This window comes from Stenotrophomonas sp., assembly GCF_032056425.1.
In the GTDB taxonomy this organism is placed as follows: Bacteria; Pseudomonadota; Gammaproteobacteria; order Xanthomonadales; family Xanthomonadaceae; genus Stenotrophomonas.
On sequence record NZ_DAMBCN010000001.1, the window covers coordinates 43,019 to 65,239 of the forward strand.

The 22,221-nt window shown below is 66.8% G+C and carries 21 protein-coding genes; 15 read left to right on the top strand and 6 right to left on the bottom strand.

What is annotated here, in order from left to right:
• Positions 1–79: 79 nt before the first annotated feature.
• On the bottom strand, positions 80–664 hold the full coding sequence (locus RTY46_RS00185) for a hypothetical protein (RefSeq protein ID WP_312706108.1): 585 nt from the start codon (positions 662–664) through the stop codon (positions 80–82).
• Positions 665–815: 151 nt separating this feature from the next.
• Here RTY46_RS00185 and lpxD point away from each other — a divergent pair, with 151 nt between their 5' ends.
• From lpxD to RTY46_RS00225, 8 genes are all read left to right on the top strand, one after another.
• A complete protein-coding gene (lpxD, locus tag RTY46_RS00190; protein ID WP_312706109.1) occupies positions 816–1,838 on the top strand; it encodes a UDP-3-O-(3-hydroxymyristoyl)glucosamine N-acyltransferase in 1,023 nt (340 codons plus the stop codon).
• Positions 1,835–2,290, top strand: coding sequence for a 3-hydroxyacyl-ACP dehydratase FabZ (fabZ, locus tag RTY46_RS00195; RefSeq protein ID WP_108749058.1), 456 nt, complete (start codon positions 1,835–1,837; stop codon positions 2,288–2,290). The genes lpxD and fabZ overlap by 4 nt, the downstream gene beginning before the upstream one ends.
• 19 nt (positions 2,291–2,309) lie before the next feature.
• A complete protein-coding gene (gene lpxA, locus RTY46_RS00200) occupies positions 2,310–3,101 on the top strand; it encodes an acyl-ACP--UDP-N-acetylglucosamine O-acyltransferase (RefSeq protein WP_108749057.1) in 792 nt (263 codons plus the stop codon).
• The gene (gene lpxB, locus RTY46_RS00205) at positions 3,098–4,357 is read left to right on the top strand and encodes a lipid-A-disaccharide synthase (RefSeq protein WP_312706110.1); all 1,260 of its coding nucleotides are present in this window, start codon (positions 3,098–3,100) and stop codon (positions 4,355–4,357) included. Before lpxA ends, lpxB begins: the two co-directional genes overlap by 4 nt.
• Positions 4,354–5,019, top strand: coding sequence for a ribonuclease HII (locus tag RTY46_RS00210; protein WP_312706111.1), 666 nt, complete (start codon positions 4,354–4,356; stop codon positions 5,017–5,019). Before lpxB ends, RTY46_RS00210 begins: the two co-directional genes overlap by 4 nt.
• Before the next feature lie 267 nt (positions 5,020–5,286).
• The gene (gene dnaE / locus RTY46_RS00215; protein WP_312706112.1) at positions 5,287–8,880 is read left to right on the top strand and encodes a DNA polymerase III subunit alpha; all 3,594 of its coding nucleotides are present in this window, start codon (positions 5,287–5,289) and stop codon (positions 8,878–8,880) included.
• A 53-nt stretch (positions 8,881–8,933) separates the two neighbouring features.
• Complete coding sequence (locus RTY46_RS00220; protein ID WP_312706113.1) at positions 8,934–9,800, top strand: hypothetical protein; 867 nt, start codon at positions 8,934–8,936, stop codon at positions 9,798–9,800.
• Between the two features lie 134 nt (positions 9,801–9,934).
• Positions 9,935–10,894: an acetyl-CoA carboxylase carboxyltransferase subunit alpha gene (locus tag RTY46_RS00225; RefSeq protein WP_312706114.1), complete on the top strand. Its 960-nt coding sequence runs from the start codon at positions 9,935–9,937 to the stop codon at positions 10,892–10,894.
• Positions 10,895–11,013: 119 nt separating this feature from the next.
• On the opposite strand, the gene RTY46_RS00230 is transcribed toward RTY46_RS00225, so the two are convergent.
• Entirely contained in the window at positions 11,014–11,469 is a 456-nt protein-coding gene (locus tag RTY46_RS00230) for a CopD family protein (protein WP_312706115.1), read from the bottom strand.
• A 137-nt stretch (positions 11,470–11,606) separates the two neighbouring features.
• Between RTY46_RS00230 and RTY46_RS00235 the strand changes: the two genes are divergently transcribed.
• Both RTY46_RS00235 and phaZ read left to right on the top strand, forming a co-directional pair.
• A complete protein-coding gene (locus RTY46_RS00235; protein WP_312706116.1) occupies positions 11,607–12,197 on the top strand; it encodes a class I SAM-dependent methyltransferase in 591 nt (196 codons plus the stop codon).
• Between the two features lie 93 nt (positions 12,198–12,290).
• A complete protein-coding gene (gene phaZ / locus RTY46_RS00240) occupies positions 12,291–13,598 on the top strand; it encodes a polyhydroxyalkanoate depolymerase (RefSeq protein ID WP_312706117.1) in 1,308 nt (435 codons plus the stop codon).
• Between the two features lie 123 nt (positions 13,599–13,721).
• On the opposite strand, the gene RTY46_RS00245 is transcribed toward phaZ, so the two are convergent.
• Complete coding sequence (locus RTY46_RS00245) at positions 13,722–14,699, bottom strand: sensor domain-containing protein (protein WP_312706118.1); 978 nt, start codon at positions 14,697–14,699, stop codon at positions 13,722–13,724.
• Positions 14,696–15,061, bottom strand: coding sequence for a PadR family transcriptional regulator (locus RTY46_RS00250; protein WP_312706119.1), 366 nt, complete (start codon positions 15,059–15,061; stop codon positions 14,696–14,698). The genes RTY46_RS00245 and RTY46_RS00250 overlap by 4 nt, the downstream gene beginning before the upstream one ends.
• A gap of 218 nt (positions 15,062–15,279) precedes the next feature.
• Here RTY46_RS00250 and RTY46_RS00255 point away from each other — a divergent pair, with 218 nt between their 5' ends.
• Positions 15,280–15,753 (top strand): hypothetical protein, encoded by a 474-nt coding sequence (locus RTY46_RS00255; RefSeq protein ID WP_312706120.1) that lies wholly within the window; start codon positions 15,280–15,282, stop codon positions 15,751–15,753.
• Positions 15,754–15,883: 130 nt separating this feature from the next.
• Positions 15,884–16,786 (top strand): peptidylprolyl isomerase, encoded by a 903-nt coding sequence (locus RTY46_RS00260; RefSeq protein ID WP_312706121.1) that lies wholly within the window; start codon positions 15,884–15,886, stop codon positions 16,784–16,786.
• 319 nt (positions 16,787–17,105) lie between these two features.
• Here the strand turns inward: RTY46_RS00260 and RTY46_RS00265 are convergent, their stop codons facing one another.
• The gene (locus tag RTY46_RS00265) at positions 17,106–17,978 is read right to left on the bottom strand and encodes a DMT family transporter (RefSeq protein WP_108749044.1); all 873 of its coding nucleotides are present in this window, start codon (positions 17,976–17,978) and stop codon (positions 17,106–17,108) included.
• A gap of 115 nt (positions 17,979–18,093) precedes the next feature.
• Here RTY46_RS00265 and RTY46_RS00270 point away from each other — a divergent pair, with 115 nt between their 5' ends.
• On the top strand, positions 18,094–19,038 hold the full coding sequence (locus RTY46_RS00270; protein ID WP_312706122.1) for a LysR substrate-binding domain-containing protein: 945 nt from the start codon (positions 18,094–18,096) through the stop codon (positions 19,036–19,038).
• Between the two features lie 69 nt (positions 19,039–19,107).
• Positions 19,108–19,401: a hypothetical protein gene (locus RTY46_RS00275; RefSeq protein ID WP_312706123.1), complete on the top strand. Its 294-nt coding sequence runs from the start codon at positions 19,108–19,110 to the stop codon at positions 19,399–19,401.
• A 44-nt stretch (positions 19,402–19,445) separates the two neighbouring features.
• On the opposite strand, the gene RTY46_RS00280 is transcribed toward RTY46_RS00275, so the two are convergent.
• The gene (locus tag RTY46_RS00280) at positions 19,446–20,219 is read right to left on the bottom strand and encodes a DUF4349 domain-containing protein (RefSeq protein ID WP_312706333.1); all 774 of its coding nucleotides are present in this window, start codon (positions 20,217–20,219) and stop codon (positions 19,446–19,448) included.
• 154 nt (positions 20,220–20,373) lie between these two features.
• Between RTY46_RS00280 and RTY46_RS00285 the strand changes: the two genes are divergently transcribed.
• Positions 20,374–22,182 carry a DUF885 domain-containing protein gene (locus tag RTY46_RS00285; protein WP_312706124.1) on the top strand — a complete coding sequence of 603 codons (1,809 nt, stop codon included), beginning with the start codon at positions 20,374–20,376 and terminating at the stop codon, positions 22,180–22,182.
• Positions 22,183–22,221: the final 39 nt, after the last annotated feature.

Here is a 22,221-nt window from a genome sequence, read left to right on the forward strand (position 1 = left end):
TACGAAAACGCCGGGCATTGCCCGGCGTTTCTCGTTTCTGGTCATTCTGTCCGCAGCGTCGAGCCTGCTCGACGGCGGTTCAACGCTGCTTCGGTGCCGTCACCGGAATGAACTCGCGGGTGGACACGCTGGCCATCGACGCCATCGCCTGCAGCGGCATGCTGGGGTCACTGGACGTGGTAAGGGTGAACAGCACGCCGGTCGGGGCATCCGGTGCATTCACGCCCCACGAGCGGGTGTGGGTGCCCTCGCGGTTCGGCCCGGAGGATTTCACCTCGGTGACCTGCAACGGCGCCGGCACGCTCTGCAGCAGGCGTTGGAACTCGCCCACGAAGGCGTCCGGCTGCGCCTGGCGGGCAAAGACCGCGCAGACCCCGTCATCGGTCTGTGCCACCGCGTAATTGCCACCGCCCAGGCTGATGGCCCAGGCTTTGCCGGTCTTGCCCATCAGGAAACTCTGCGCGGTAGGCTCGGGCAGCGGCGCCAACCCGTTCGATTCCATGAACTGCCCGACCTTGCGCGCATCGCCAAAGGCAGCCAGGCAGGTATTGGTGAACAGCCGGCCGAAATCGGCGGCGGCCCCGGCAGGTGCGTCGGCGGCGTGAACCGGGCTGGACAGGACAAGGGCAGCCGCGACGGCCACCGGATAGAGCAGGTTTCGCATGAAAGGTCCTTTTTCGTGGCCCACGCACACTGCGCGGGCATCCAGAGGGTGCGGCCACCGTAGCCCAGGCAGCGCCACGATGACCAGCCCCCCGGCGCGGGCGCAGGCGCCTGCGCATGACCGGAATGGCGTCACACGGTAAACTCCCGCCGTGAATACTCCTACCTACACCGCCCAGCAACTCGCCGAGCAGTTCGGCCTGCAGGTCCATGGCGATCCTGCCACCGCCATCCACGGCGTGGCCACCCTCGCCCATGCCGGTGCCGGCCAGCTGACCTTCCTTGCCAACCCGCGCTACCGCGCGCAGCTGGCCGACAGCCACGCCTCGCTGGTGGTGCTGCGCGCCGACGATGCCGAGGCCGCACCTGGCGCGGCACTGATCGCCAAGGATCCATACACCACGTTCGCCAAGATCGCCGCGCTGTTCGACAGCGCGCCGGTGCGCGAGCCCGGCATCCATCCCAGCGCGGTCATCGACCCGCAGGCGCAGGTGGCCGCCAGCGCCCATATCGGTCCGTTCGTCACCATCGGCGCGCGCAGCGTGGTGGGCGAGAACTGCATCGTCGGCGCCGGCAGCATCATCGGCGAAGACTGCAGCCTGGACACCGGCTGCGAACTGATCGCGCGGGTCACCTTGGTCACCCGGGTAAAGCTGGGCAAGCGCGTGCGCATCCACCCCGGCGCGGTCCTGGGCGCCGACGGCTTCGGCCTGGCCATGGATGCGGGCAAGTGGATCAAGGTGCCGCAGCTGGGCGGCGTGCGCATTGGCGATGACTGCGAGATCGGCGCCAACACCTGCGTTGATCGCGGCGCGCTGGAAGACACCGTGCTGGCCGAAGACGTGCGCCTGGACAACCTGGTGCAGATCGCCCACAACGTGCAGATCGGTGCACATTCGGCCATTGCTGGCTGCACCGGCATTGCCGGCAGCGCCAAGATCGGCCGCTACTGCCTGCTCGGTGGCGCCGTTGGCGTGGTCGGCCACCTGGAAATCTGCGACAAGGTCGTGATCACCGGCAAATCGGTGGTCCGCAACTCCATTACCGAGCCGGGCGAATACTCCTCCGGCACCCCCCTCACCGACAACCGCACGTGGCGCAAGAACGCCGCGCGCTTCAAGCAGCTTGATGCACTGGCCCGCCGCATCCTGTCTGTAAGCAAGGAGAAAGAATGAGCCAGACCCAGACCCTGCCGGACATGACGCAGATCCAGGCCCTGCTGCCGCACCGCTACCCGTTCCTGCTGGTGGACAAGGTGCTGTCGATCGACTACGAAAAGCGCACCATCGTGGCGACCAAGAACGTCAGCATCAACGAGCCGTTCTTCCAGGGCCACTTCCCCAATCAGCCGATCATGCCGGGCGTGCTGATCATCGAAGCCATGGCCCAGGCAGGCGGCGTGCTGACCCAGCTCACCCTGGGCCGCGATTCGCAGTCCAAGCTGTTCTACATGGTGAAGGTGGACAAGGCCCGCTTCACCAAGCAGGTGGTGCCGGGCGACGTGCTGGAAATGCACGTGGAGATCAAGCGCGTGATCCGCAACATGGCCGTGTACGACTGTGTGGCCAAGGTCGACGGCGAAGTGGTCGCCTGCGCCGAGGTGCTGTGCGCCGGCACCCGCGAATAACCCTGGCCGGAGGACCAAGATGAGCGACAACGCCCCCCTGATCCATCCCACCGCCGTGATCGACCCCTCGGCGCGCCTGGCCGACGATGTGCGCGTGGGTGCGTTCACCCTCATCGGCGCCGACGTTGAAATCGGCGCCGGCACCGAGATCGGCCCGCACTGCAGCGTGCACGGCCCGACCCGGATCGGCCGCGACAACCGTTTCATCGGCCATGTGGCGGTGGGCGGCGAACCGCAGGACAAGAAGTTCAGTGGCGAGCGCACCGAACTGGTGATCGGCGACCGCAACGTGTTCCGCGAGTTCGTGACCCTGAACCGTGGCACCGGCGGCGGCGGTGGCATCACCACCATCGGCAACGACAACTGGATGCTGGCCTACACGCATGTGGCACACGACTGCCACGTGGGCAATTTCTGCGTGTTCTCCAACAACACCACCCTGGCTGGCCACGTGACCGTGGGCGACTACGTGATCATCAGCGGCTTCGCCGGTGCCCATCAGTTCTGCCGCATCGGCGCGCATGCCTTCCTGGGCATGGGTGCGCTGACCAACGGCGATGTGCCGCCGTTCACCATGGTCGGCACCGATTCGCTGGGCCGCCCGCGTGGCATCAACAGCGAAGGCCTGAAGCGCCGTGGCTTCGATGCCGGCCGCATCACCGCCATCAAGCGCGCGTACCGCACGCTGTACGTGGCGGGCCTGCCGCTGGCCGAGGCCAAGCAGCAGCTGGCCGAACAGGCGCAGGGCAGCGACGACGTGAAGGCCATGCTGGACTTCATCGAGCATGCCGAGAGGCCCCTGCTGCGATGAGCAGCACGACCGGCCAGGCGCCGGCCGGCGCCGATGTGATCCCGTTGGCCTCGATGGCCGGCAGCGTGCCTGCACAGCGGGTGCTCAGCGAGCGCCCGCTGCGCGTCGCGCTGGTGGCCGGTGAAGCGTCCGGCGACCTGCTGGGCGCCGGTCTGGTACGCGAACTGAAGGCACGCTTCCCGCACGCCGAATTCGCCGGCATCGGCGGCGATGCCATGCGCAGCGCCGGCTGCCAGACCTGGCACGACGCCAGCGAACTGGCGGTGATGGGGCTGACCGAAGTGCTGCGCCACCTGCCGCGCCTGCTGAAGCTGCGCTCGGCGTTCCGCCAGCGTGCGCTGGAATGGCAGCCGGACGTGTTCATCGGCATTGATGCGCCCGACTTCAACCTGGGCATCGAGCGCTGGCTGAAACAGCGTGGCGTGCCCACCGTGCATTACGTCAGCCCGTCGGTCTGGGCCTGGCGCGAGAAGCGGGCCGAGAAGATCGGCAGCAGCGCCGACCTGGTGCTGTGCCTGTTCCCGATGGAACCGCCCATCTATGCCCGGCATGGCATCGACGCCCGCTTTGTCGGCCACCCGATGGCCGACGATATTCCTCTGCAGGCCGATCGTGATGCGGCCCGCGCCGAGCTGGGCCTGCCGGCGTCGGCCAAGGTGCTGGCCGTGCTGCCAGGCAGCCGCCTGGGCGAGATCTCGCGACTGGGCGAACCGTTCTTCGAAGCCGCCTGGCAGGTCTCCGAACGGATTCCCGGCCTGCACGTGGTCGTGCCCGCGGCCAATGCCGCCTGCCGACGCCTGATCGAAGAACAGCTGTCCCGCTCGGCGCTGCCTGTGGCCTATTCGCACGTACTGGATGGCCAGGCGCGGGCGGCGATGATCGCTGCCGACGTGGTGGTGCTGGCCTCGGGTACGGCCACCCTGGAAGCGATGCTGGTGAAGCGGCCGATGGTGGTCGGTTACCGCGTGAACGAGCTGACCTACCGCCTGGTGAAGGCCCTGGGCCTGATCAAGGTCGATCGATTTGCCCTGCCCAATATCCTGGCCGGGCAGGACCTGGCGCCGGAACTGATGCAGCACGACTGCACGCCCGATGCGCTGGCCGCCGCCGTGCAGCAGTGGTTCGACCACCCGCAGCGGGTGGCCGATCTGCAGGGCACCTATGCGCGCCTGCACGAGCGTCTGCGCCGCAATGCCTCGGCCCGCGCGGCCGACGCGGTGGGCGAACTGCTGATGCGCAGCCAGGCCACCGCATGAGCCGTCGTGCAGCCGCGGCGGCCAGTCTGGCGCTGTTCGACGGGGCGGCCGTGGTTGAACCCGAACGCCTGATCGCCGGGGTGGACGAAGCCGGGCGCGGCCCCCTGGCCGGCCCGGTGGCCGTGGCCGCGGTGGTGTTCGACCCATGCAGGCCGCGCATCAACGGCCTGGACGATTCCAAACAGCTGACCGCCGCCCGCCGCGACCAGCTGTACGACCGCATCATGGAGCGGGCATTGGCCTGGCACGTGGTGCTGGTGGACGTGCCGGCTATCGACCGGCTGAACATCTACCAAGCCACCCTGCAGGGCATGCGTGATGTGGTGGCGGCGGTGGCCCACGTGGCCGGCTTCGCCCGCATCGACGGCAACGTGGTGCCGAAGGGGCTGGTGCTGCCGGCGCAGGCGCTGGTCGGCGGCGATGGCATCGACCGTGCGATCATGGCGGCCTCGATCCTGGCCAAGGTCTCGCGCGACCGCTACATGCAGGATCTGCACGTGCGCCACCCTGAATATGGCTTCGACCAGCACAAGGGCTACGGCACCCCGGCACACCTGGCCGCGCTGCGGGCCCACGGCCCCTGCGCCGAGCACCGGCGCAGTTTCGCCCCGGTGCGCGACTGCCTGGAATCCGCATCGCCGGCCAGCGCCGCGATTGCCTGAACATCGCACGCAACCCGTCTGGAGCAGAGTCCCCCTGAGTCAGGGGGACGCGCCAACGGCGCGGGGGTCTGGGAGCGTGGCAAGACGGGGCCCGCGGTTCGCTTGCGGACCGTGGGGGGCGATAGCGCGAATGCGATATCGCCCACCGTCAAGTCCTTGTCGCCACCCCCTCCCCTCGCTACCCTGACCGGGCATTCAAGCGCTTTCCGACCCCGGCGACGATTCCCCGTCAGCTCCCGGGGCCCGCGCGCTCCAACCTGGTCCGGCATGTCCAACTCTCGCTTCGTACATCTCCACGTCCACACCGAGTTCTCGCTGGCGGACTCGACCATCCGCGTGCCGGCCAAGCCCGACCAGGCGGACCCGAAGAAAGCCAAGCAGGCCAACCTGCTGTCGCGCTCGGTGGAACTCGGCCTGCCCGCGCTGGCGGTGACCGATCTGAACAACCTGTTCGCCCTGGTCAAGTTCTACAAGGCCGCCGAAGGCGTGGGCATCAAGCCGATCGCCGGCGCCGACGTGATGATCGCCGAGGAAGGCCAGGACCCGTGGCGGATGACCCTGCTGTGCCGCGACCGCGAGGGCTACCTGAGCCTGTCGCGACTGCTGACCCGTGCCTGGATGGAAGGCCACCGCGCCGAAGGCGGCGTGGCCGTGCACCCGGACTGGCTGAAGGCCGGCAACGCCAGCCTGTTCGCCCTGGCCGGGCGCGAGAGCCTGGCCGGACGGCTGGCGCTGGACGGCAAGCACGACCTGGCCGAGCAGCAGCTGGCCGACTGGCAGCGCGTGTTCGGCGATGGCCTGCACCTGGAACTGACCCGCACCGGCCGCGAAGGCGAGGAAACCTTCAACCGCTTCGCGCTGATGGCCGCCGGCCAGCGCGGCCTGCCGGTGATCGCCAGCAATGACGTGCGCTTCCTGGCGCCGACCGATTTCAGCGCGCACGAAGCGCGCGTGTGCATTTCCACCGGCCGCGTGCTGGACGACCCCAAGCGCCCGCGTGAGTACAGCGACCAGCAGTACCTGAAGTCGGCCGAGGAAATGTGCGCGCTGTTCGCCGACATTCCCGATGCGATCGACAACACGCTGGCGCTGGCCGAGCGCTGCAACATCGAGATGCGCCTGGGCACCTACTTCCTGCCCAATTACCCGGTGCCCGACGACGAAACGCTGGACACCTGGATCCAGAAGATGTCGCGCGACGGCCTGACCGAGCGCCTGGAGAAGAATCCGCTGGCGCCGGGCAAGACCCGCGAGGAGTACTTCGAACGCCTGGAGTTCGAGCTCAACACCATCATCAAGATGGGCTTCCCCGGCTACTTCCTGATCGTGGCCGACTTCATCCAGTGGGGCAAGAACCAGGGCATTCCGATCGGCCCGGGCCGTGGTTCCGGTGCCGGTTCGCTGGTGGCGTGGGCGCTGAAGATCACCGATCTGGACCCGCTGCCCTACAACCTGCTGTTCGAGCGCTTCCTGAACCCGGAACGCGTGTCGATGCCCGACTTCGACATCGACTTCTGCATGGACCGCCGCGACGAAGTGATCGACTACGTCGCGCGCAAGTACGGGCGCGAACGTGTCAGCCAGATCATCACCTACGGCACCATGGCGGCCAAGGCGGTGGTGCGCGACTCCGGCCGCGTGCTGGGCTTCCCGTATGGCCTGGTCGACGGTGTGTCCAAGCTGATTCCGAACATCCTGGGCATCCACCTGAAGGATGCGCTGGGCAAGGGCAAGGAAGGCCCCGGTTCGGAAATGGCCTCGCCGGAACTGATCCAGCGCTACGAGAGCGAGGACGATGTCCGCGACCTGATCGACCTGGCGCTGCAGCTGGAAGACCTGACCCGCAACGCCGGCAAGCACGCCGGTGGCGTGGTGATCGGGCCCGAGCCGCTGAGCGAGTTCTGCCCGCTGTACGCCGAACACGACGAGAACGGCCTGGGCAAGAACCCGGTCACCCAGTTCGACAAGAACGACGTGGAAGAAGTGGGCCTGGTGAAGTTCGACTTCCTGGGCCTGCGCACGCTGACCATCATCGACTGGGCAGTGAAGGCGATCAACAAGCGCCACGAGCGCGCCGGCATTCCGCCGGTGGATATCGCCGCGATCCCGCTGGACGATGCGCCCACCTACAAGGACATCTTCGCCAACGGCAATACCGGTGCGGTGTTCCAGTTTGAATCCTCGGGCATGCGCCGCCTGCTGAAGGACGCGCGACCCGACCGCTTCGAAGACCTGATCGCACTGGTGTCGCTGTACCGACCGGGCCCGATGGACCTGATTCCATCGTTCAACGCACGTAAGCACGGCCAGGAAGAAATCATCTATCCCGATCCGCGCACCGAAGCGATCCTGAAGGACACCTACGGCATCATGGTGTACCAGGAGCAGGTGATGCAGATGGCGCAGATCGTCGGCGGCTACTCGCTGGGCGGCGCCGACCTGCTGCGCCGCGCGATGGGCAAGAAGGTGCCGGCGGAAATGGCCAAGCACCGCGAGATCTTCCGCGAGGGTGCGGCCAAGGATGGCGTGGACGAAGCCAAGGCCGATGCGATCTTCGACCTGATGGAGAAGTTCGCCGGCTACGGTTTCAACAAATCGCACGCCGCCGCCTATGCGCTGGTGAGCTACCAGACCGCGTGGCTGAAGCGCCATTATCCGGCCGAGTTCATGGCCGCCACGCTGTCCTCGGACCTGGACAACACCGAAAAGGTGGTCGGCTTCCTGGACGAAGTGCGCAACCTGGGCCTGACGGTGCTGCCGCCGAAGGTGAACCACTCGGCCTTCATGTTCGAAGCGGTGACCCCGGACACCATCCAGTACGGCCTGGGCGCGATCAAGGGCGTGGGCCAGGGGGCCTGCGAAGCGGTGGTGGACGAACGCCTGAAGGGCGGTGACTACAAGGACCTGCTGGACTTCTGCACGCGCGTGGGTTCGGCCAAGCTCAATCGGCGCACGCTGGAAGCGATGATCAACTGCGGCGCGCTGGACGAACTGGGCCACAACCGCGCTTCGCTGATGCTGCAGTTGCCGGAAGTGATCAAGGCCACCGACCAGATGGCGCGCGAGCGCGCGTCGGGCCAGAACTCGCTGTTCGGCGGCCCCGACCCGAGCGCGGTCAGCATCCAGCTGGACCTGCCTGAAGCGGAGGAATGGCCGCTGCTGCAGCGCCTGAACGGCGAGCGCGACACCTTGGGCTTCTACCTGAGCGGCCACCCGTTCGACCCGTGGCGCGACGATGTGCGCGACCTGGTCGGCAACGATCTGGGCGCCGTGGAAAAGATCTGGAGCGCCAACAGCGGTGGCGGCGGTGGCGGTGGTGAAAAGCGCTGGCGCCCGGAAGTGCAGACCGTGCTGGCCGGCCAGGTGGTGGGCGTGCGCCGCAAGGGCGAAAGCCAGATCTTCATCCAGCTGGAAGACGGCCGCGGCCGGGTCGAATGCAGCGCGTTCTCCGACGCGATGGCCGAGTTCGGCCACCTGATGACCAAGGATCGCATCCTGGTGGTCAAGGGCGGCCTGCGCGAAGACGAATTCAACGGCGGCTTCGCCCTGCGCATCCGCCAGTGCTGGGATTTCGATGAAGTCTGCGCCAACTACGCCACGCGCCTGTCGCTGCGCCTGGACCTGCGCCAGCAGCGCCCGGTGTGGGAACGCGTGAATGCCGTGCTCGACCGCCATCGCCCCGGGCGCACGCCGCTGCGCCTGGACCTGCTGCTGAAGAGCCCGCAGGGCGGCGTGGCCGGCATGCTCGATGTGTCCGGGCAGAGCGCGGTGCGCATCGATTCCAAGCTGATGGAAGCGCTGCGCGCCGACCCGGCGGTGCGCACGCTGAAGGTGCGCTACAGCCCGCCATGGGCCAATTGATCCCGCGCCTGATGTTCTTTTTCCGTTGTCTGTATCAAGGACGATTTCCCGTCATGAAAACCCTGTTGTTCCCCCTCGTCGCTGCGCTGGCGCTGTCTGCATGCTCGTCCAAGGTCGATTTCGAGATCGACAACCCCACCGCCACGCCGCTGGCCATCCGCATCGACGGCAAGGACCTGCCGGTGGCCGCCAACGCATCGCGTGCGGTCAGCCTGGCCCCGGGTGAGCACCAGCTGCACACCGATCACCTGGGCGACGTGCGTTTCATCGTGTATGCCGGCAGCCGTGGTGGCCTGATCAACCCGACGTTGAGCGAGTACGTGACCGCGCGCGAGATCTACGTGACCGGTGAGGACAAGCTGAAGAACTTCGGCGCCAGCGGGCTGGGCATGGAACTGGGCGGGGTGGAGTTCAAGGGCCCTTACGAAAAGCACCACGGCCTGTTCATCGACAAGACCTGGAACTTCGGCGTGCGCCAGCCGTTCCCCGAAGAGCAGATCGTGGCCCATGTGGATGCCAGCGGCGGCAAGATCAGCACCAAGGTGTTCACTGCCCCGGACTTCATCGACTACGTGGAACAGAGCATGGGCGAACCGGGTGCCTTCAAGCGTGAGCAGCCGGCCGGCTACGTGGCCCCGGTCTACACGCTGGAACCGGCGCCGGCCACCCTGCCCGCGCTGGACCCCGCCTTCGAGGCACACGCTGGCCCGATGCGCGAGCTGTATGCGCGCTGGCTGAAGGCCAGCACCGCCTCGGAGCAGAAGGCCCTGCGCAAGGAAGACTTCCAGGTCAGCATGGCCTTCACCCAGGCCACCATGACCCTGGGCTCGACCCTGCCGGTGGCCGCCAACGAGGCCTACAACGACTTCGTGACGATCCGCAGCACCGAAATGGCGCGCAGCGCACTGGTCGTGCCCTGACGCGCCCTGATTGCCGGGCGCGCTGACTGGCGCGCCCTGCCCGGCTGGGTTACCGTCGCCTTCCAGACGAAGGCGTACGGGGCGTTCCGGCGCATTCGGCTAGAATTCCCCTCTTCTTTACACGACGGCTTCCGATGAATCCGAACTACCTCGACTTCGAGCAACCCATCGCCGACCTGGAAGCCAAGATCCAGGAACTGCGCAACGCCAGTGCCGGTCCGGCGGTCAATGTCGAGGCCGAAGTGCACGCGCTGCAGGACAAGCTGCGCATGCGCACCGCGCAGATCTTCCGCAACCTGACCTCGTGGCAGGTGCTGCAGCTGGCCCGCCACCCCTCGCGCCCGTACACCGCCGACTACATCCGCATCATCTGCGATGAGTTCCAGGAACTGGCCGGCGACCGCGCGTTTGCCGACGACAAGGCGATCATGGGCGGCCTGGCCCGCATCAATGGCCGCTCGGTCATGGTGATCGGCCACCAGAAGGGCCGCGACACCAAGGAAAAGATCAAGCGCAACTTCGGCATGCCCAAGCCGGAGGGCTACCGCAAGGCCCTGCGCCTGATGAAGATGGCCGAGCGCTTCGGTCTGCCGGTGCTGACCCTGATCGACACCGCCGGCGCCTGGCCGGGCATCGATGCCGAATCGCGCGGCCAGTCCGAAGCCATTGCCCGCAACCTGATGGAGATGGCCGAGCTGAAGGTGCCGGTGATCTGCACGGTGATCGGCGAAGGCGGTTCCGGCGGCGCGCTGGCGTTGGGCGTGGGCGACCGCACCGTCATGCTGGAATACGCGGTGTATTCGACCATCACCCCGGAAGGCTGCGCCTCGATCCTGTGGAAGGATGCCGGCAAGGCCAAGGATGCCGCTGAACAGCTGGGCCTGACCGCGCCGCGCCTGAAGAGCCTGGGCCTGGTGGACAAGGTGGTGCGTGAGCCGACCGGCGGCGCCCACCGCAACCCGACCCAGATGGCCAAGCGCCTGAAGGCCGTGCTGCTGAACGAACTGGACGCGCTGGACAAGCTGTCCACCGAACAGCTGCTGGAACAGCGCTACACCCGCCTGCGCAGCTACGGCACGTACGAAGCGGCCTGATCGGCCGCGTTGCCTGTCTGTAGAGTCGAGCCATGCTCGACTGCTGTTGATCGAAGCAGTCGAGCATGGCTCGACTCTACAAGAGCCCATCCACGCAAGGCGTGGATGGGCCAGGCAGGTCAGAACGGCTTGGCCAGCACCAGCCACACGATCGGGATGAAGGCCAGCAGCGGGATCTCGTTGATCCAGCGCAGCGCGCGCGACGACGGCAGTGCACGGCCCTTGGCCACGCCCTTCAGCAGCCGGCCGGTCCAGATGAAGTAAGCCAGCAGCACCACCACCAGGCCCAGCTTGGCATGCAGCCAGCCGGCACCGCCCGGCGCGACCATGGTCGGGAAGTCCGGAATCGCCTTGTAGCCCAGCCACAGCACCAGGCCCAGCACGAAGGCCAGGCCGAACATCGAATGGCCGAAGCGGTACAGGCGCAGGCCCATCAGCTGCAGGCGCTCGCCCACCGCCGGCTGGCCGACGGTCTCGGCCAGGTTCACCAGGATGCGCGGCAGGTAGAAGACCGTGGCCATCCAGGCCACCACGAACACGATGTGGAAGGTCTTGACCCAGTAGTAGCTCTGCATGCGCTCGCTCCGGCGGCTGGCGGGAAGGGACTATTGTCGCAGTAGAGCCACCCCGTGGGTGGCTGCCGCGGCCAATTGCCGCACCACCGCCGCGACCCCGTACGATAGGCGCCGTTTTCATCACTACCCGCCTGCCCATGGACAAGACCTACGACGCCGCTTATTTCCAACGCTGGTACCGCCGTGCCGACATCGGCGGCAGCGCCCGCCTGGCGCGCAAGGTCGCCTTGGCCGTGGCCAGCGCCGAGTACTACCTGGAGCGGCCGGTGCGCAGCGTGCTCGACATCGGCTGCGGTGAAGGCGCCTGGCGCGCGCCGCTGCTGAAGCTGCGTCCGAAGGTCCAATACCTCGGCTTCGACAGCAGCGAGTACGCTGTGCGCCGTTACGGACGTACCCGCAACCTGCACCTGGCCACCTTCGGCGATTTCGCCTGGCTGCGGCCCTGCGCCCCGGTCGATCTGCTGGTGTGTTCGGACGTGATGCATTACGTGCCCAACCGCGAGCTGCGCGCGGGCCTGGCAGGCGTGGCCGAGCTGACCGGCGGCGTGGCCTTCCTGGAGACCTTCGCCGCCGAGGATGAATTCGAAGGCGACCACGAGGGCTTCCAGGCTCGTCCGGCGCGCTGGTACCGGCGTGAGCTGGGCCGCCACGGCCTGCAGCCGGTCGGCTCGCACCTGTGGCTGGGCCCGGAACTGGCCGGCGAGGCGGCGGCACTGGAACGGATGTGAATCCGGATTCATTTTTTTTGCCCCACTTAACCTGCGGGACACCTGGATGGGATATGCTGCGCGGCAACATATGACCATACATATTCGGTCGGCATGCTCTATCAACTGCACGAACTGACCCGCAACCTGCTCGCCCCCTGGGTGCACCAGGCCCAGGCCAACGCCCGCTTCTTCACCAACCAGGGTCACTGGTGGTCGCAGATGCCCGGCGCTGATCGCCTGGCGGCCGTCAATGAACTGTTCCATCGCATCGGCAAGGATTACGAGAAGCCCGAATGGGGCATCAACGAAATCGAGGTCGAAGGCGAGCGCGTGCCGATCGTCGTGCACGAGGAAGTGAGCAAGCCGTTCTGCAAGCTGCTGCGCTTCAAGCGCCACAGCAACGAAGCCGACCAGCTGCACACCATGCTCAACCAGCCGTTCGTGCTGGTGGTGGCGCCGCTGTCGGGCCACCACGCCACGCTGCTGCGCGACACGGTGCGCACCCTGCTGCGCGACCACCGCGTGTACGTCACCGACTGGGTGGATGCACGCATGGTGCCGGCCAGCGAAGGCGAATTCGGCCTGGACGATTACATCGCCTACATCCAGGAGTTCATCCGCCACCTGGGCGTTGAACGCCTGCACGTGGTGAGCGTGTGCCAGCCGACCGTGCCGGTGCTGGCCGCCGTTTCGCTGATGGCCAGCCGTGGCGAGCCGACCCCGCGTACGCTGGTGATGATGGGCGGACCGATCGATGCGCGCTGCAGCCCCACCGCAGTGAACAACCTGGCCACGCAGAACCCGCTGTCGTGGTTCGAGAACAACGTGATCCACACCGTGCCGGCCAGCTACCCCGGCGCCGGCCGCCGCGTGTACCCCGGCTTCCTGCAACACGCCGGCTTCCTGTCGATGAACCCCAGCCGCCACTTCAGTTCGCACTGGGATTTCTACGCCGATCTGGTCAAGGGCGACCTGGAAGACGCCGACGCGCACCGTCGTTTCTACGACGAGTACAACGCCGTGCTGGACATGCCGGCCAAGTACTACCTGGATACCATTTCGGTGGTGTTCCAGGACTTCCTGCTGCCGCGTGGCGAGTGGGTGGTCAACGGCGAGAAGGTCGACCCGTCGGCCATCCATGACACCGCGCTGCTGAGCATCGAAGGCGAGCTGGATGACATTGCGGGCCTGGGCCAGACCGAAGCGGCGCAGGCGCTGTGCACCGGCATTGGCGCCGACCGCCGCGAGCACTTCATCGTGGAAGGCGCCGGCCACTACGGCATCTTCAGCGGCCGCCGCTGGCGCGAAGTGGTCTACCCGAAGGTGCGCGATTTCTTCGCCGCCCATGCCGAAGCGCCGGCTGCGAAGACCCCGAAGAAGAAGAGCAACGTCACCCCGCTGCGGCGCAAGGCCGGTTGAACCCCGGCCCGGGGTCGGATCCCTTTCCAACGGAGAGGGCTCTCACCCCAGCAGTCGGTGCGCGACGGGGTCAGAGCCCTGTTCTGCGAACAGGGATCCGACCGCGGGGCTGCGGGTGTGCGGTTACAGCCGCACCAGCAGCTGCTTGGCCAGCATGCCATGCAGTTTGCCGATGCCGCGTGCCAGGTGCATCGTCAGCAGCAGCAGCAGCGCGCCCACCACCGCCAGCACCGGCGTGAACTGCAACGGCAGCACATTGGCACCATCGATGTAGATGCTCGGCGCGGTCGAGTCGAACAGCGCCGCCACCGGCGACCAGATGAAGGCCAGCGACACCGCCAGCAGGGTGACCGCAATGGTGAAGTAGACGATGCCCAGCGGCAGCATCAGCAGGAAGTACAGCAGGGTCAGCCAGGTGCGGCCATCGGTGAACATGTCGCCGATGCGCTGCAGCCAGCTGCGGCTGCGATCGGTGTACTGCGGCCGGCGCGGCATGCGCTCGCCCAGCAGCGCTTCCACCAGCCGCCCTTCCAGCAGTGCCAACCCGCGCACCGAACCGAAGAACAGCACCGTCAGCGGCACGCCGATGATCAGGATCATCAGGCCCAGCGACAGCGACAGTCCGGTCACCACCCAGGTGAAGAAGAAGATGCCGGTGGCCAGCGACAGCAGCATGTAGAACAGCGCGCCGTAGGTATGCGGGTCCAGCACCACGCCGAAGAAACGCGCCCACCACGTGCGTGGCTTGGCCGCCGGCACGGCCGCTGCGGGAGCCGCCCCGCTGGCCTCGGCGGCCGCACGCAGCACCGGCGCGGTATCGGCACGCGGCGTGCGCAGCGCGCGGTTCACCGTCACCTCGGTTTCGCGGTAGATCTCGGCCACTTCCTGCGGCGCGCCATAGCTGCCGGCCACATCGGCGATTACTTCGGCTTCGCCGCGGCCGGGCTGCGCGGCCAGTTCCGAACGCAGGTATTCCTCGGCGTCGTACAGCGCATCCTGGACCATGGCCGGGTCGGCGCCTTCCAGCGCCACGCGCAGCTGCGCCAGATACTGGGCAATGGTGGTAGGCAGGCCACGGCCTGCCGGGTTCAAGTCATTCATTGCGGTACCCCCTCCAACACGGAATCGACGGAATCGCGGGTGGCCTGCCAGGCCTGGCGCCATTGCGCCAGCACGTGGTGGCCACGTTCATTGATGCGGTAGTAGCGCCGCGGTGGGCCGCTGCTGGACGGCTCCACGTGGCTCTCCAGCAGGCCGGCGCCTTCCAGGTTGCGCAGCACCGGGTACAGCGCGCTCTGCTTGCCGCTCAGCACGCCCTCGCCCACGCGCTCCAGTTCCTTGGCGATCAGGTAGCCGTACAGCGGCTCACCGGCCCGGGCCAGTACCGCCAGCAGGGCCAGCGACACGGTTCCGGCGCTGAGCTCCTTCTGGAACTTCTTCAGCTGGACATCGTCGTCGGACATGGCCGGCCCTCCACTATGTTGGAGTCAACAGTAGTGTGAAGTCCGGCATAGCGAATGTGTCGTTAGTCATCGTGCCGGTTGGCGTGGGGCGACTGACCACTAGACCAAGAGGCCCGGTGGCTTGCTTGCCCCTCTTCGAGCCGGGGCATACCGTTGGCTTCCAAGAGCGCAGCGTCTGATCCAGCTTCTGCAAGCAACGATCCCGGGAATGTCCACTTATGACTGAACTTCACTATTGCGATTTCTGGTTTTTTGCGAAGAAGTCCGCGCGAAACATAATCAGTGAATCCGAAGCCAAATCGAGACATGAGAGCCAGGCTCGCTATACGGTTCTCGTTAGCTCCCCCACCACGCCATCAGCGATTGTCGATGTGCTGTTGGACAAAGATATGATTGGCGTCGACTTTCTGGATGAACATCTAAGGGAGCGCCTGACGTATCAATTCCAGCAGGTAGCACCGGGAAATCTGTTCCTGAGCATGGCGGTACATAGAACGTTCGATGAGAAGAGTGACAGCATTGCCGAAGGGACCAGCTACCTCTTCAATGAAGATGGTCGGCTTACGATAACCAGGGAGAATTTCTCGCCTCATCATCTGGAAGAGTCTTCAACTACGCACGATCCGACTGGCAACTACGAACCTGTTCCTGTCTTCGGCCATTATTCCGGTCTAATTGCAGAAGAAAGGTAGGCGTTGATGCCAGACTGATTGGATCCTCCGAAAGGCAACGCGCAGGCTGACGCGAATGCCCCGCATGTCACTTGGCGATACGGTATCTCGTCGCGCAGAATCGAACCCTCGTTCATGTTCCGGGGATCCCATGTCGCACCGCCGTCGCACTGCCCTGACCACCCTCGCCCTCGCCTGCCTGCTGCCCGCCGTGGCCAGCGCGGCCACGCCCTACCGCAGCCCGCAGCAGATCCTCGACGCCTCGGCGGCCAGCGACTGGCGCACCCCGGACCCGGCCAACCTGCTGTACATGGACCTGCCGGCTGGACGGGTGATCATCGAGCTGGCGCCACAGTTCGCCCCGCGCCATGTCGCCAACATCCAGACTTTCGCCCATGAGCACTTCTGGGACGGCACCAGCATCTACCGTTCGCAGGACAACTTCGTGGTGCAATTCGGCGATGCCGATGCCGACGACGCCAACAAGGCCAAGCCGTTCGGCAATGCCGCGCGCAAGCTGCCGGCCGAATTCGAACGTGCCAGCGCCGGCCTGAAGGTAAGCGTGCTGCCCGACCGCGATGGCTGGGCCGCGCAGACCGGGTTCGTCGATGGCTTCCCGGTGGGCCAGGATCCGCAGGCCGGCAAGGCCTGGCTGGCGCACTGCTACGGCATGCTCGGCGCGGGCCGCAGCAATGAGGAAGACAGCAGCATCGGCGCCGAACTGTACGTGGTGACCGGGCAGTCGCCGCGCCAGCTGGACCGCAACATCACCCTGGTCGGCCGCGTGCTGAAGGGCATGGAGCTGCTGAGCGCGATTCCGCGCGGACCGGCGCCAATGGGCTTCTATGCAGACCCGAAGCTGCGCACGCCGATCGCATCGATCCGCCGCGCCAGCGACGTGCCAGCGGCCGAGCGCACCCCGATCCAGGTACTACGCACCGATTCAAAGACCTTCGCCGATACGGTGGAAGCACGGCGTAACCGCGTGGATGATTTCTACAAGCGCCCGGCCGGGCATATCGATCTGTGCAACATCCCGGTGCCGGTGCGGTAGCGCCGGGCCATGCCCGGCGAGCGTGGCGGCGGGTTCGGTGCGTGGCACATGCTGAAGGCACATCATTGTTCATGGGCGTCACTTTTCTTTGCCCGCGCAAAGAAAAGTAACCAAAAGAAACGCGCCGCCGTCCGCGAGCCGGCGCTGCGCGCCGGTACCCTGCGCTCCTCGGTCCGTCGAGGGACGGCGCGGAACTCGCTGCGCTCAGACACCCGCGCCTCTCCGCCCTCGCCGGACCTGCGGTGCTCGGCTCGCTTCAAGGCGGACCCAGATCAAAACCCACAGCCGCGCGCCCATGCATCGATAGCGCCGATGCGCCTCAGCTTTTCTGGCTGACCGCCACGCTACCCAGGATCAATCCGCCGGCAACCAGCATCTGCAACGTCACCGGTTCGCCCAGGAACAACCACGCAAAGGCGGCGCCGAACAGCGGAATCAGGTAGGTCACGGTCGACGCACGTGACGGGCCGATGCGGCCGATCAGGCGGTAGAACATCAGGAACGCCAGGCCGGTGCAGGCCACGCCCAGCGCGATGGCTGCGCCCCAGGCCTTCAGTGGAATGGCGCCTTGCGGCCAATGCGTTACCGCCATCGGCAGCATCCACAACGAGGCACAGCCCAGGGTCGCGGCAGCGGCTGCCGCCGATGGCAGGCCGGTCATGTGCCGCTTCACCAGGTTCACCCCCAGCCCGTACAGCAGCGACGCCGCGGCACCGGCCAGCACGGCCATGCCGATGCTCAGGCCCGACACCTTGGCCGTGGCCAGTACCACCACGCCAGCAAAGCCGACCAGCAGCGCGCCGGCACGACGCACGCCGATCTTTTCGCCGAAGAACAGGAAGGCGATCAGCGCGGCGAACAACACCGTCATCGCGTTGCAGATCGCGCCGATCGCCGCCGGTGCCTGCTCGGCCGAATAGGCGAACAACACGAACGGCAGCGCCGAATTGATCAGCCCGATCGGCGCCAGCCACAGCCAGCGGCGCGGCGGGAACTGCGCACGCGCGCGCCACAGGAAGGGCATCAGCACCAGCGCGCCCAGCACCAGACGGACTTCGACCAGCGCGAACGGGCCGAAGGAGGGCACGGCCACGCGCATGAACAGGAACGAGCAGCCCCAGATCGCGCCCAGCAGGGTCAATTCCAAGGGGGTGCGCCAATCGCGTTCTGCCACCTGCGGTACCGCGTTCATTCCGTGCCTCCGTCCTGCGCCTGCACTGTGTCTGGGTTGACAGGATCATCCGCAGACGCCTGCTGCACAAGCGCGTAGTATCGCTGCCAGCCACAAATATGGTTTGAGGCTCGACATGCAGCTACGCCCTTCCCTGCTCCCTGCGCTGGCCGTGTTCGCGGTGGCCGCACGCCATCAGAACTTCGCCCAGGCCGCGCTGGAGCTGCACTTGACCGCCAGCGCGGTCAGCCACCACGTGCGCCGCCTGGAGGAGGTGCTGGAGGTGCGCCTGTTCCTGCGCCACGCGCGCGGTGTGCGCCTGACCGCCGAGGGCCGGCAGCTGGCCGACGCCGCCAGCGCCGCCTTCACCGATGTCGCCGCCGTGGCCCACCACCTGCAGCCGGATGCGGACAGCGTGCCGCTGCGCATCGCCACGCTGCGCTCGCTGTCCTACTGCTGGCTGCTGCCGCGCCTGCCGCGCTTCACCCAGGCGCATCCGCACATCCGTATTGAACTGCATACCGGCAGCGGTCTGGACCGCTACGACGAGAACGGGCCGGAGGTAGGCATCCGCTACGGCCTGGGCCAGTGGCCGGGCCTGCATGCGCAGCACCTGATGGACGACAGCCTGTTCCCGGTGGCCTCGCCGGCCCTGCCCGGCGTGGAAGCGCTGCAGGACCCGGCGCGCATCGCCGAACTGCCGCTGCTGACCGATCTCTCGCCGCAGGGCTGGCGCGACTGGTTCCGGCATGCGGGGGTGCGCCCGCCCTCGCCGCTGCCGCCCATGCACACCTTCGCCGACAGCACCGATGCGATGCGCGCGGCGGTGTATGGCATGGGCGCAGTGCTGGCACGCACCCACATCGCGCAGCCCTACCTGCAGCGCTACGAAGTAGTGCGCCTGCCTGGCCCGGCGCTGAAGGCGCGCTATGCGTACTACGTGGTGCATGCCGAGGCGCAGCCGCCCAGCCCGGCGGCGCGGCTGTTCATCGATTGGCTGCTGACCCAGGCGCAGGATGAACGCACGCCCATTCCGGCCCTGCCTGACAGCCTGCTCGGCCGCCCGCCCACGGCCGGCTGACTGCACCCTCACCCGGTCTTTGCCCGCCGCTGGCTAGGCTGCGCTGAACTCCCACCACGTGCCACTGCCATGTCCATGCTGCGACTGCGAATCACCGGAACCGAAGACGATGCCCGTGCCATCAGCGATCTGCTGCTGGGGCTGGAAGGCATCGAGCATGTTGAAGAAACCGACGACCTGATGCCACACATGGATGACGACGATTCCAGTTCGGCCGGCCTGTCGGACGACATCGGTCCGGGCATCCATGAACTGGAAGTGGAAGTGGGCAACGAAAGCACCGCGCAGAAGGTGCGCGATGCGGTGCAGAAACTGGCCCTGGAACTGGATGTGTTCGTCGAATACGAGACCGACGAGGGCTGAGGTTCGCCGGGCATGGCCCGGCGCTACCTGCCCTGCGCCGCCGATCAGGCCTTGCGACGGCGGCGGCGCCACCAGGTGCGGATGCCCCAGCCACACAGCAGCGCGATGATCGCCACCGGCAGCAACGCGGCGGCCGCGCGGATCAGGAACGCCACGCTGGTGCTGAGGATGCTGCCCGATTCACTCAGCGCCTCACCGATCTCGCTGCGGCTGCGCTGGCCCGAGGTCGTGCCGAAGTGCACCGTCACCAGCTGCGTGTCGATACGGCGGCGCTGCTGCGCGCTTTCCTTGTTGGCCTGCTCCACGCCCGCCTCGATTTCAGACAGCCGCGCGGTAACCGCCAGCAGTTCTTCCACCTTCAGGTCCTTGCGGTCCTGGTAGCTCAGCAGGCGCGCGTGTTCCTTTTCCAGCCGCGCCTTGGTCAGGGCGGTATCGGCCACCTGCTGGGCCAGGTCTTCGGCACGGGTGTTGCGCGACTGCACGGTGCCACCTTCGCCGGCCAGGGCAATCAACGGTTCGGTGCCCTTGGGTGCGATGCGCACGCGCACCTCGCCATCGGGGCGCTCGCCGCTGCGCTGGTTGACCTGCAGGACTGCGCAGTCGCCGAACTTCGCGCTCTGGCAAGCCTGCGCGATCTGCTGGATGCGGGGCGCGATCTGCTCGGCCGGCAGCTGCACCTGCACATCGTGCTCGTAGGCCAGGAACGCGCCTTCCGGTGAAGCGACCGCGGCGGCAGCCACACCGCCGGCATCGGCAGCCATGTCACCGCTCTGGCCGCAGCCGGCCAGTACCAGCGCCAGCAGCGCTCCCTTGGCCATCACCGCCAGCGTACCGTGGCGGCCGCGTCCCTGTTCCTGCATGTCCTGCACTCCAATGAAGATTCCCTGTGGCGCACATGGTAATCCTATGGCAGGGGGACAAAGCAGCCCCGGCGGCCTATGCTCGGGGTTTGACCCCGTACAGGAACGCCTGATGCGCCCGCATCTTCTTGCCCTTGCCCTGGTTGCCGCCCTGGCCGGTTGCCAGCCGGCCGACGCCCCGACCAACGCTTCCACCCCGGCCGCCGGCCAGCAGCCCGCTGACCAGGCCGCCGATGCGGCCTTCGCCGATCTGTCCAAGCGCGCCCTGGATACCTGGATGCAGCTGTCGCCGGTCAGCGCCACCCAGATCGGCGACCATCGCTATGACAGCGAGATCGACGATCTGAGCGCCGCCGGCCAGCAGAAGACCGTGGCCGCCTACAAGGCGCTGCTGGGCGAGCTGGACAAGATCGAGGTGGCCAAGCTGGGCCGCGAGAACCAGGTGGACGCGGCGATCCTGCGCAACCAGCTGCAGTCGGAAATCTGGAACAGCGAAGTGCTGCAGTCCGGCAAGTGGGACCCGCAGGTCTACAACGGCCTGGCCGGGAGTGCCCTGTACGGCCTGATGGCGCGCGAGTTCGCACCGCTGCCCGAGCGCCTGAAGTCGGCCACCGCGCGCATGGAAAAGCTGCCGGCGATCTTCGCCCAGGCGCGCGAGAACCTGGATCCGGCCCGCGTGCCGAAGATCCACGCCGAGACGGTGGCCAAGCAGAACAAGGGCATCCTCAGCATCGTCGATACCTTCATCACCCCGCACATCGGCGAACTGCCGCAGGCCGACCAGCAGCGCCTGCAGGCCGCCATCGACGGCCTGAAGAAGGCCGTGGACGAGCAGCAGGCCTGGCTGGACAAGACTCTGGTGCCGAACGCCAAGGGTGACTTCCGCATCGGTGCGGAAAAGTACGACCAGAAGCTGAAGTTCGCACTGAACTCCTCGCTGTCGCGCCAGGAGATCGGTGAGCGTGCGCGCGCCGAACTCAAGCGCGTGCGCGAGGACATGTACGGCATTGCGCAGACCGTGCTGAAGGACAAGCCGGGCGCACCACAGATGCCGGCGCAGCCGACCGACGAGCAGCAGCAGAAGGCCATCGAAGCGGCGCTTGAGCTGGCCTACGCCGACAAGCCGGCGCGCGACAAGGTGGTGGACGATGCCAAGGCCGCGCTGGAGCAGTCCACCGCGTTCGTGCGCGAACATGACCTGATGACCCTGCCCGATGCGCCGGTCGACATCATCCTGATGCCCGAATTCCAGCGTGGCGTGGCCGTGGCCTACTGCGATTCGCCGGGCCCGCTGGACAAGAACCTGAAGACCTTCTACGCCGTCTCGCCGATTCCGGACGACTGGAGCGACAAGCAGGTCGATTCGTTCCTGCGTGAGTACAACTCGCGCATGATCCACCTGCTGAGCATCCACGAAGGCACCCCGGGCCATTATCTGGAAGGCTGGCACTCGGCCAAGTTCCCGTCGACCCTGCGTGCGGTGCTGCGTTCGGGCCTGTTTGCCGAAGGCTGGGCGGTCTACACCGAGCGCATGATGCAGGAGCAGGGTTACCTCAACAACGATCCGCTGTTCCACCTGGTGCAGCTGAAGTTCTACCTGCGCACGATCTCCAACGCGATCCTCGACCAGGGCGTGCACGTGGACAACTGGGATCGCGAGAAGGCGATGCACCTGATGACCCATGACGCGTTCCAGCAGGAAAGCGAAGCCTCGGGCAAGTGGGTGCGCGCGCAGCTGACCTCGGCGCAGCTGCCGACCTACTTCGTCGGTGCGCAGGAACACTTCGACACCCGCAAGGCCATGCAGGACAAGCTGGGCGACAAGTTCAACCTGAAGGCCTACCACGACCAGATGCTGTCCTACGGCGCGCCGCCGGTGCGCTTCGCCCGCCAGCTGATGCTGGACCAGCCGATCGAGTGATCGACCGGGTGTGAGGTGAACGGAAACGGCCCGGGGAAA

Bases quoted from the DNA above. Each gene is read 5' to 3' on its own strand.
- RTY46_RS00185 (WP_312706108.1), bottom strand. From the start codon at position 664: ATGCGAAACCTGCTCTATCCGGTGGCCGTCGCGGCTGCCCTTGTCCTG.
- fabZ (WP_108749058.1), top strand. From the start codon at position 1,835: ATGAGCCAGACCCAGACCCTGCCGGACATGACGCAGATCCAGGCCCTG.
- lpxA (WP_108749057.1), top strand. From the start codon at position 2,310: ATGAGCGACAACGCCCCCCTGATCCATCCCACCGCCGTGATCGACCCC.
- lpxB (WP_312706110.1), top strand. From the start codon at position 3,098: ATGAGCAGCACGACCGGCCAGGCGCCGGCCGGCGCCGATGTGATCCCG.
- RTY46_RS00210 (WP_312706111.1), top strand. From the start codon at position 4,354: ATGAGCCGTCGTGCAGCCGCGGCGGCCAGTCTGGCGCTGTTCGACGGG.
- dnaE (WP_312706112.1), top strand. From the start codon at position 5,287: ATGTCCAACTCTCGCTTCGTACATCTCCACGTCCACACCGAGTTCTCG.
- RTY46_RS00220 (WP_312706113.1), top strand. From the start codon at position 8,934: ATGAAAACCCTGTTGTTCCCCCTCGTCGCTGCGCTGGCGCTGTCTGCA.
- RTY46_RS00225 (WP_312706114.1), top strand. From the start codon at position 9,935: ATGAATCCGAACTACCTCGACTTCGAGCAACCCATCGCCGACCTGGAA.
- RTY46_RS00230 (WP_312706115.1), bottom strand. From the start codon at position 11,469: ATGCAGAGCTACTACTGGGTCAAGACCTTCCACATCGTGTTCGTGGTG.
- RTY46_RS00235 (WP_312706116.1), top strand. From the start codon at position 11,607: ATGGACAAGACCTACGACGCCGCTTATTTCCAACGCTGGTACCGCCGT.
- phaZ (WP_312706117.1), top strand. From the start codon at position 12,291: ATGCTCTATCAACTGCACGAACTGACCCGCAACCTGCTCGCCCCCTGG.
- RTY46_RS00245 (WP_312706118.1), bottom strand. From the start codon at position 14,699: ATGAATGACTTGAACCCGGCAGGCCGTGGCCTGCCTACCACCATTGCC.
- RTY46_RS00250 (WP_312706119.1), bottom strand. From the start codon at position 15,061: ATGTCCGACGACGATGTCCAGCTGAAGAAGTTCCAGAAGGAGCTCAGC.
- RTY46_RS00255 (WP_312706120.1), top strand. From the start codon at position 15,280: ATGACTGAACTTCACTATTGCGATTTCTGGTTTTTTGCGAAGAAGTCC.
- RTY46_RS00260 (WP_312706121.1), top strand. From the start codon at position 15,884: ATGTCGCACCGCCGTCGCACTGCCCTGACCACCCTCGCCCTCGCCTGC.
- RTY46_RS00265 (WP_108749044.1), bottom strand. From the start codon at position 17,978: ATGAACGCGGTACCGCAGGTGGCAGAACGCGATTGGCGCACCCCCTTG.
- RTY46_RS00270 (WP_312706122.1), top strand. From the start codon at position 18,094: ATGCAGCTACGCCCTTCCCTGCTCCCTGCGCTGGCCGTGTTCGCGGTG.
- RTY46_RS00275 (WP_312706123.1), top strand. From the start codon at position 19,108: ATGTCCATGCTGCGACTGCGAATCACCGGAACCGAAGACGATGCCCGT.
- RTY46_RS00280 (WP_312706333.1), bottom strand. From the start codon at position 20,219: ATGGCCAAGGGAGCGCTGCTGGCGCTGGTACTGGCCGGCTGCGGCCAG.
- RTY46_RS00285 (WP_312706124.1), top strand. From the start codon at position 20,374: ATGCGCCCGCATCTTCTTGCCCTTGCCCTGGTTGCCGCCCTGGCCGGT.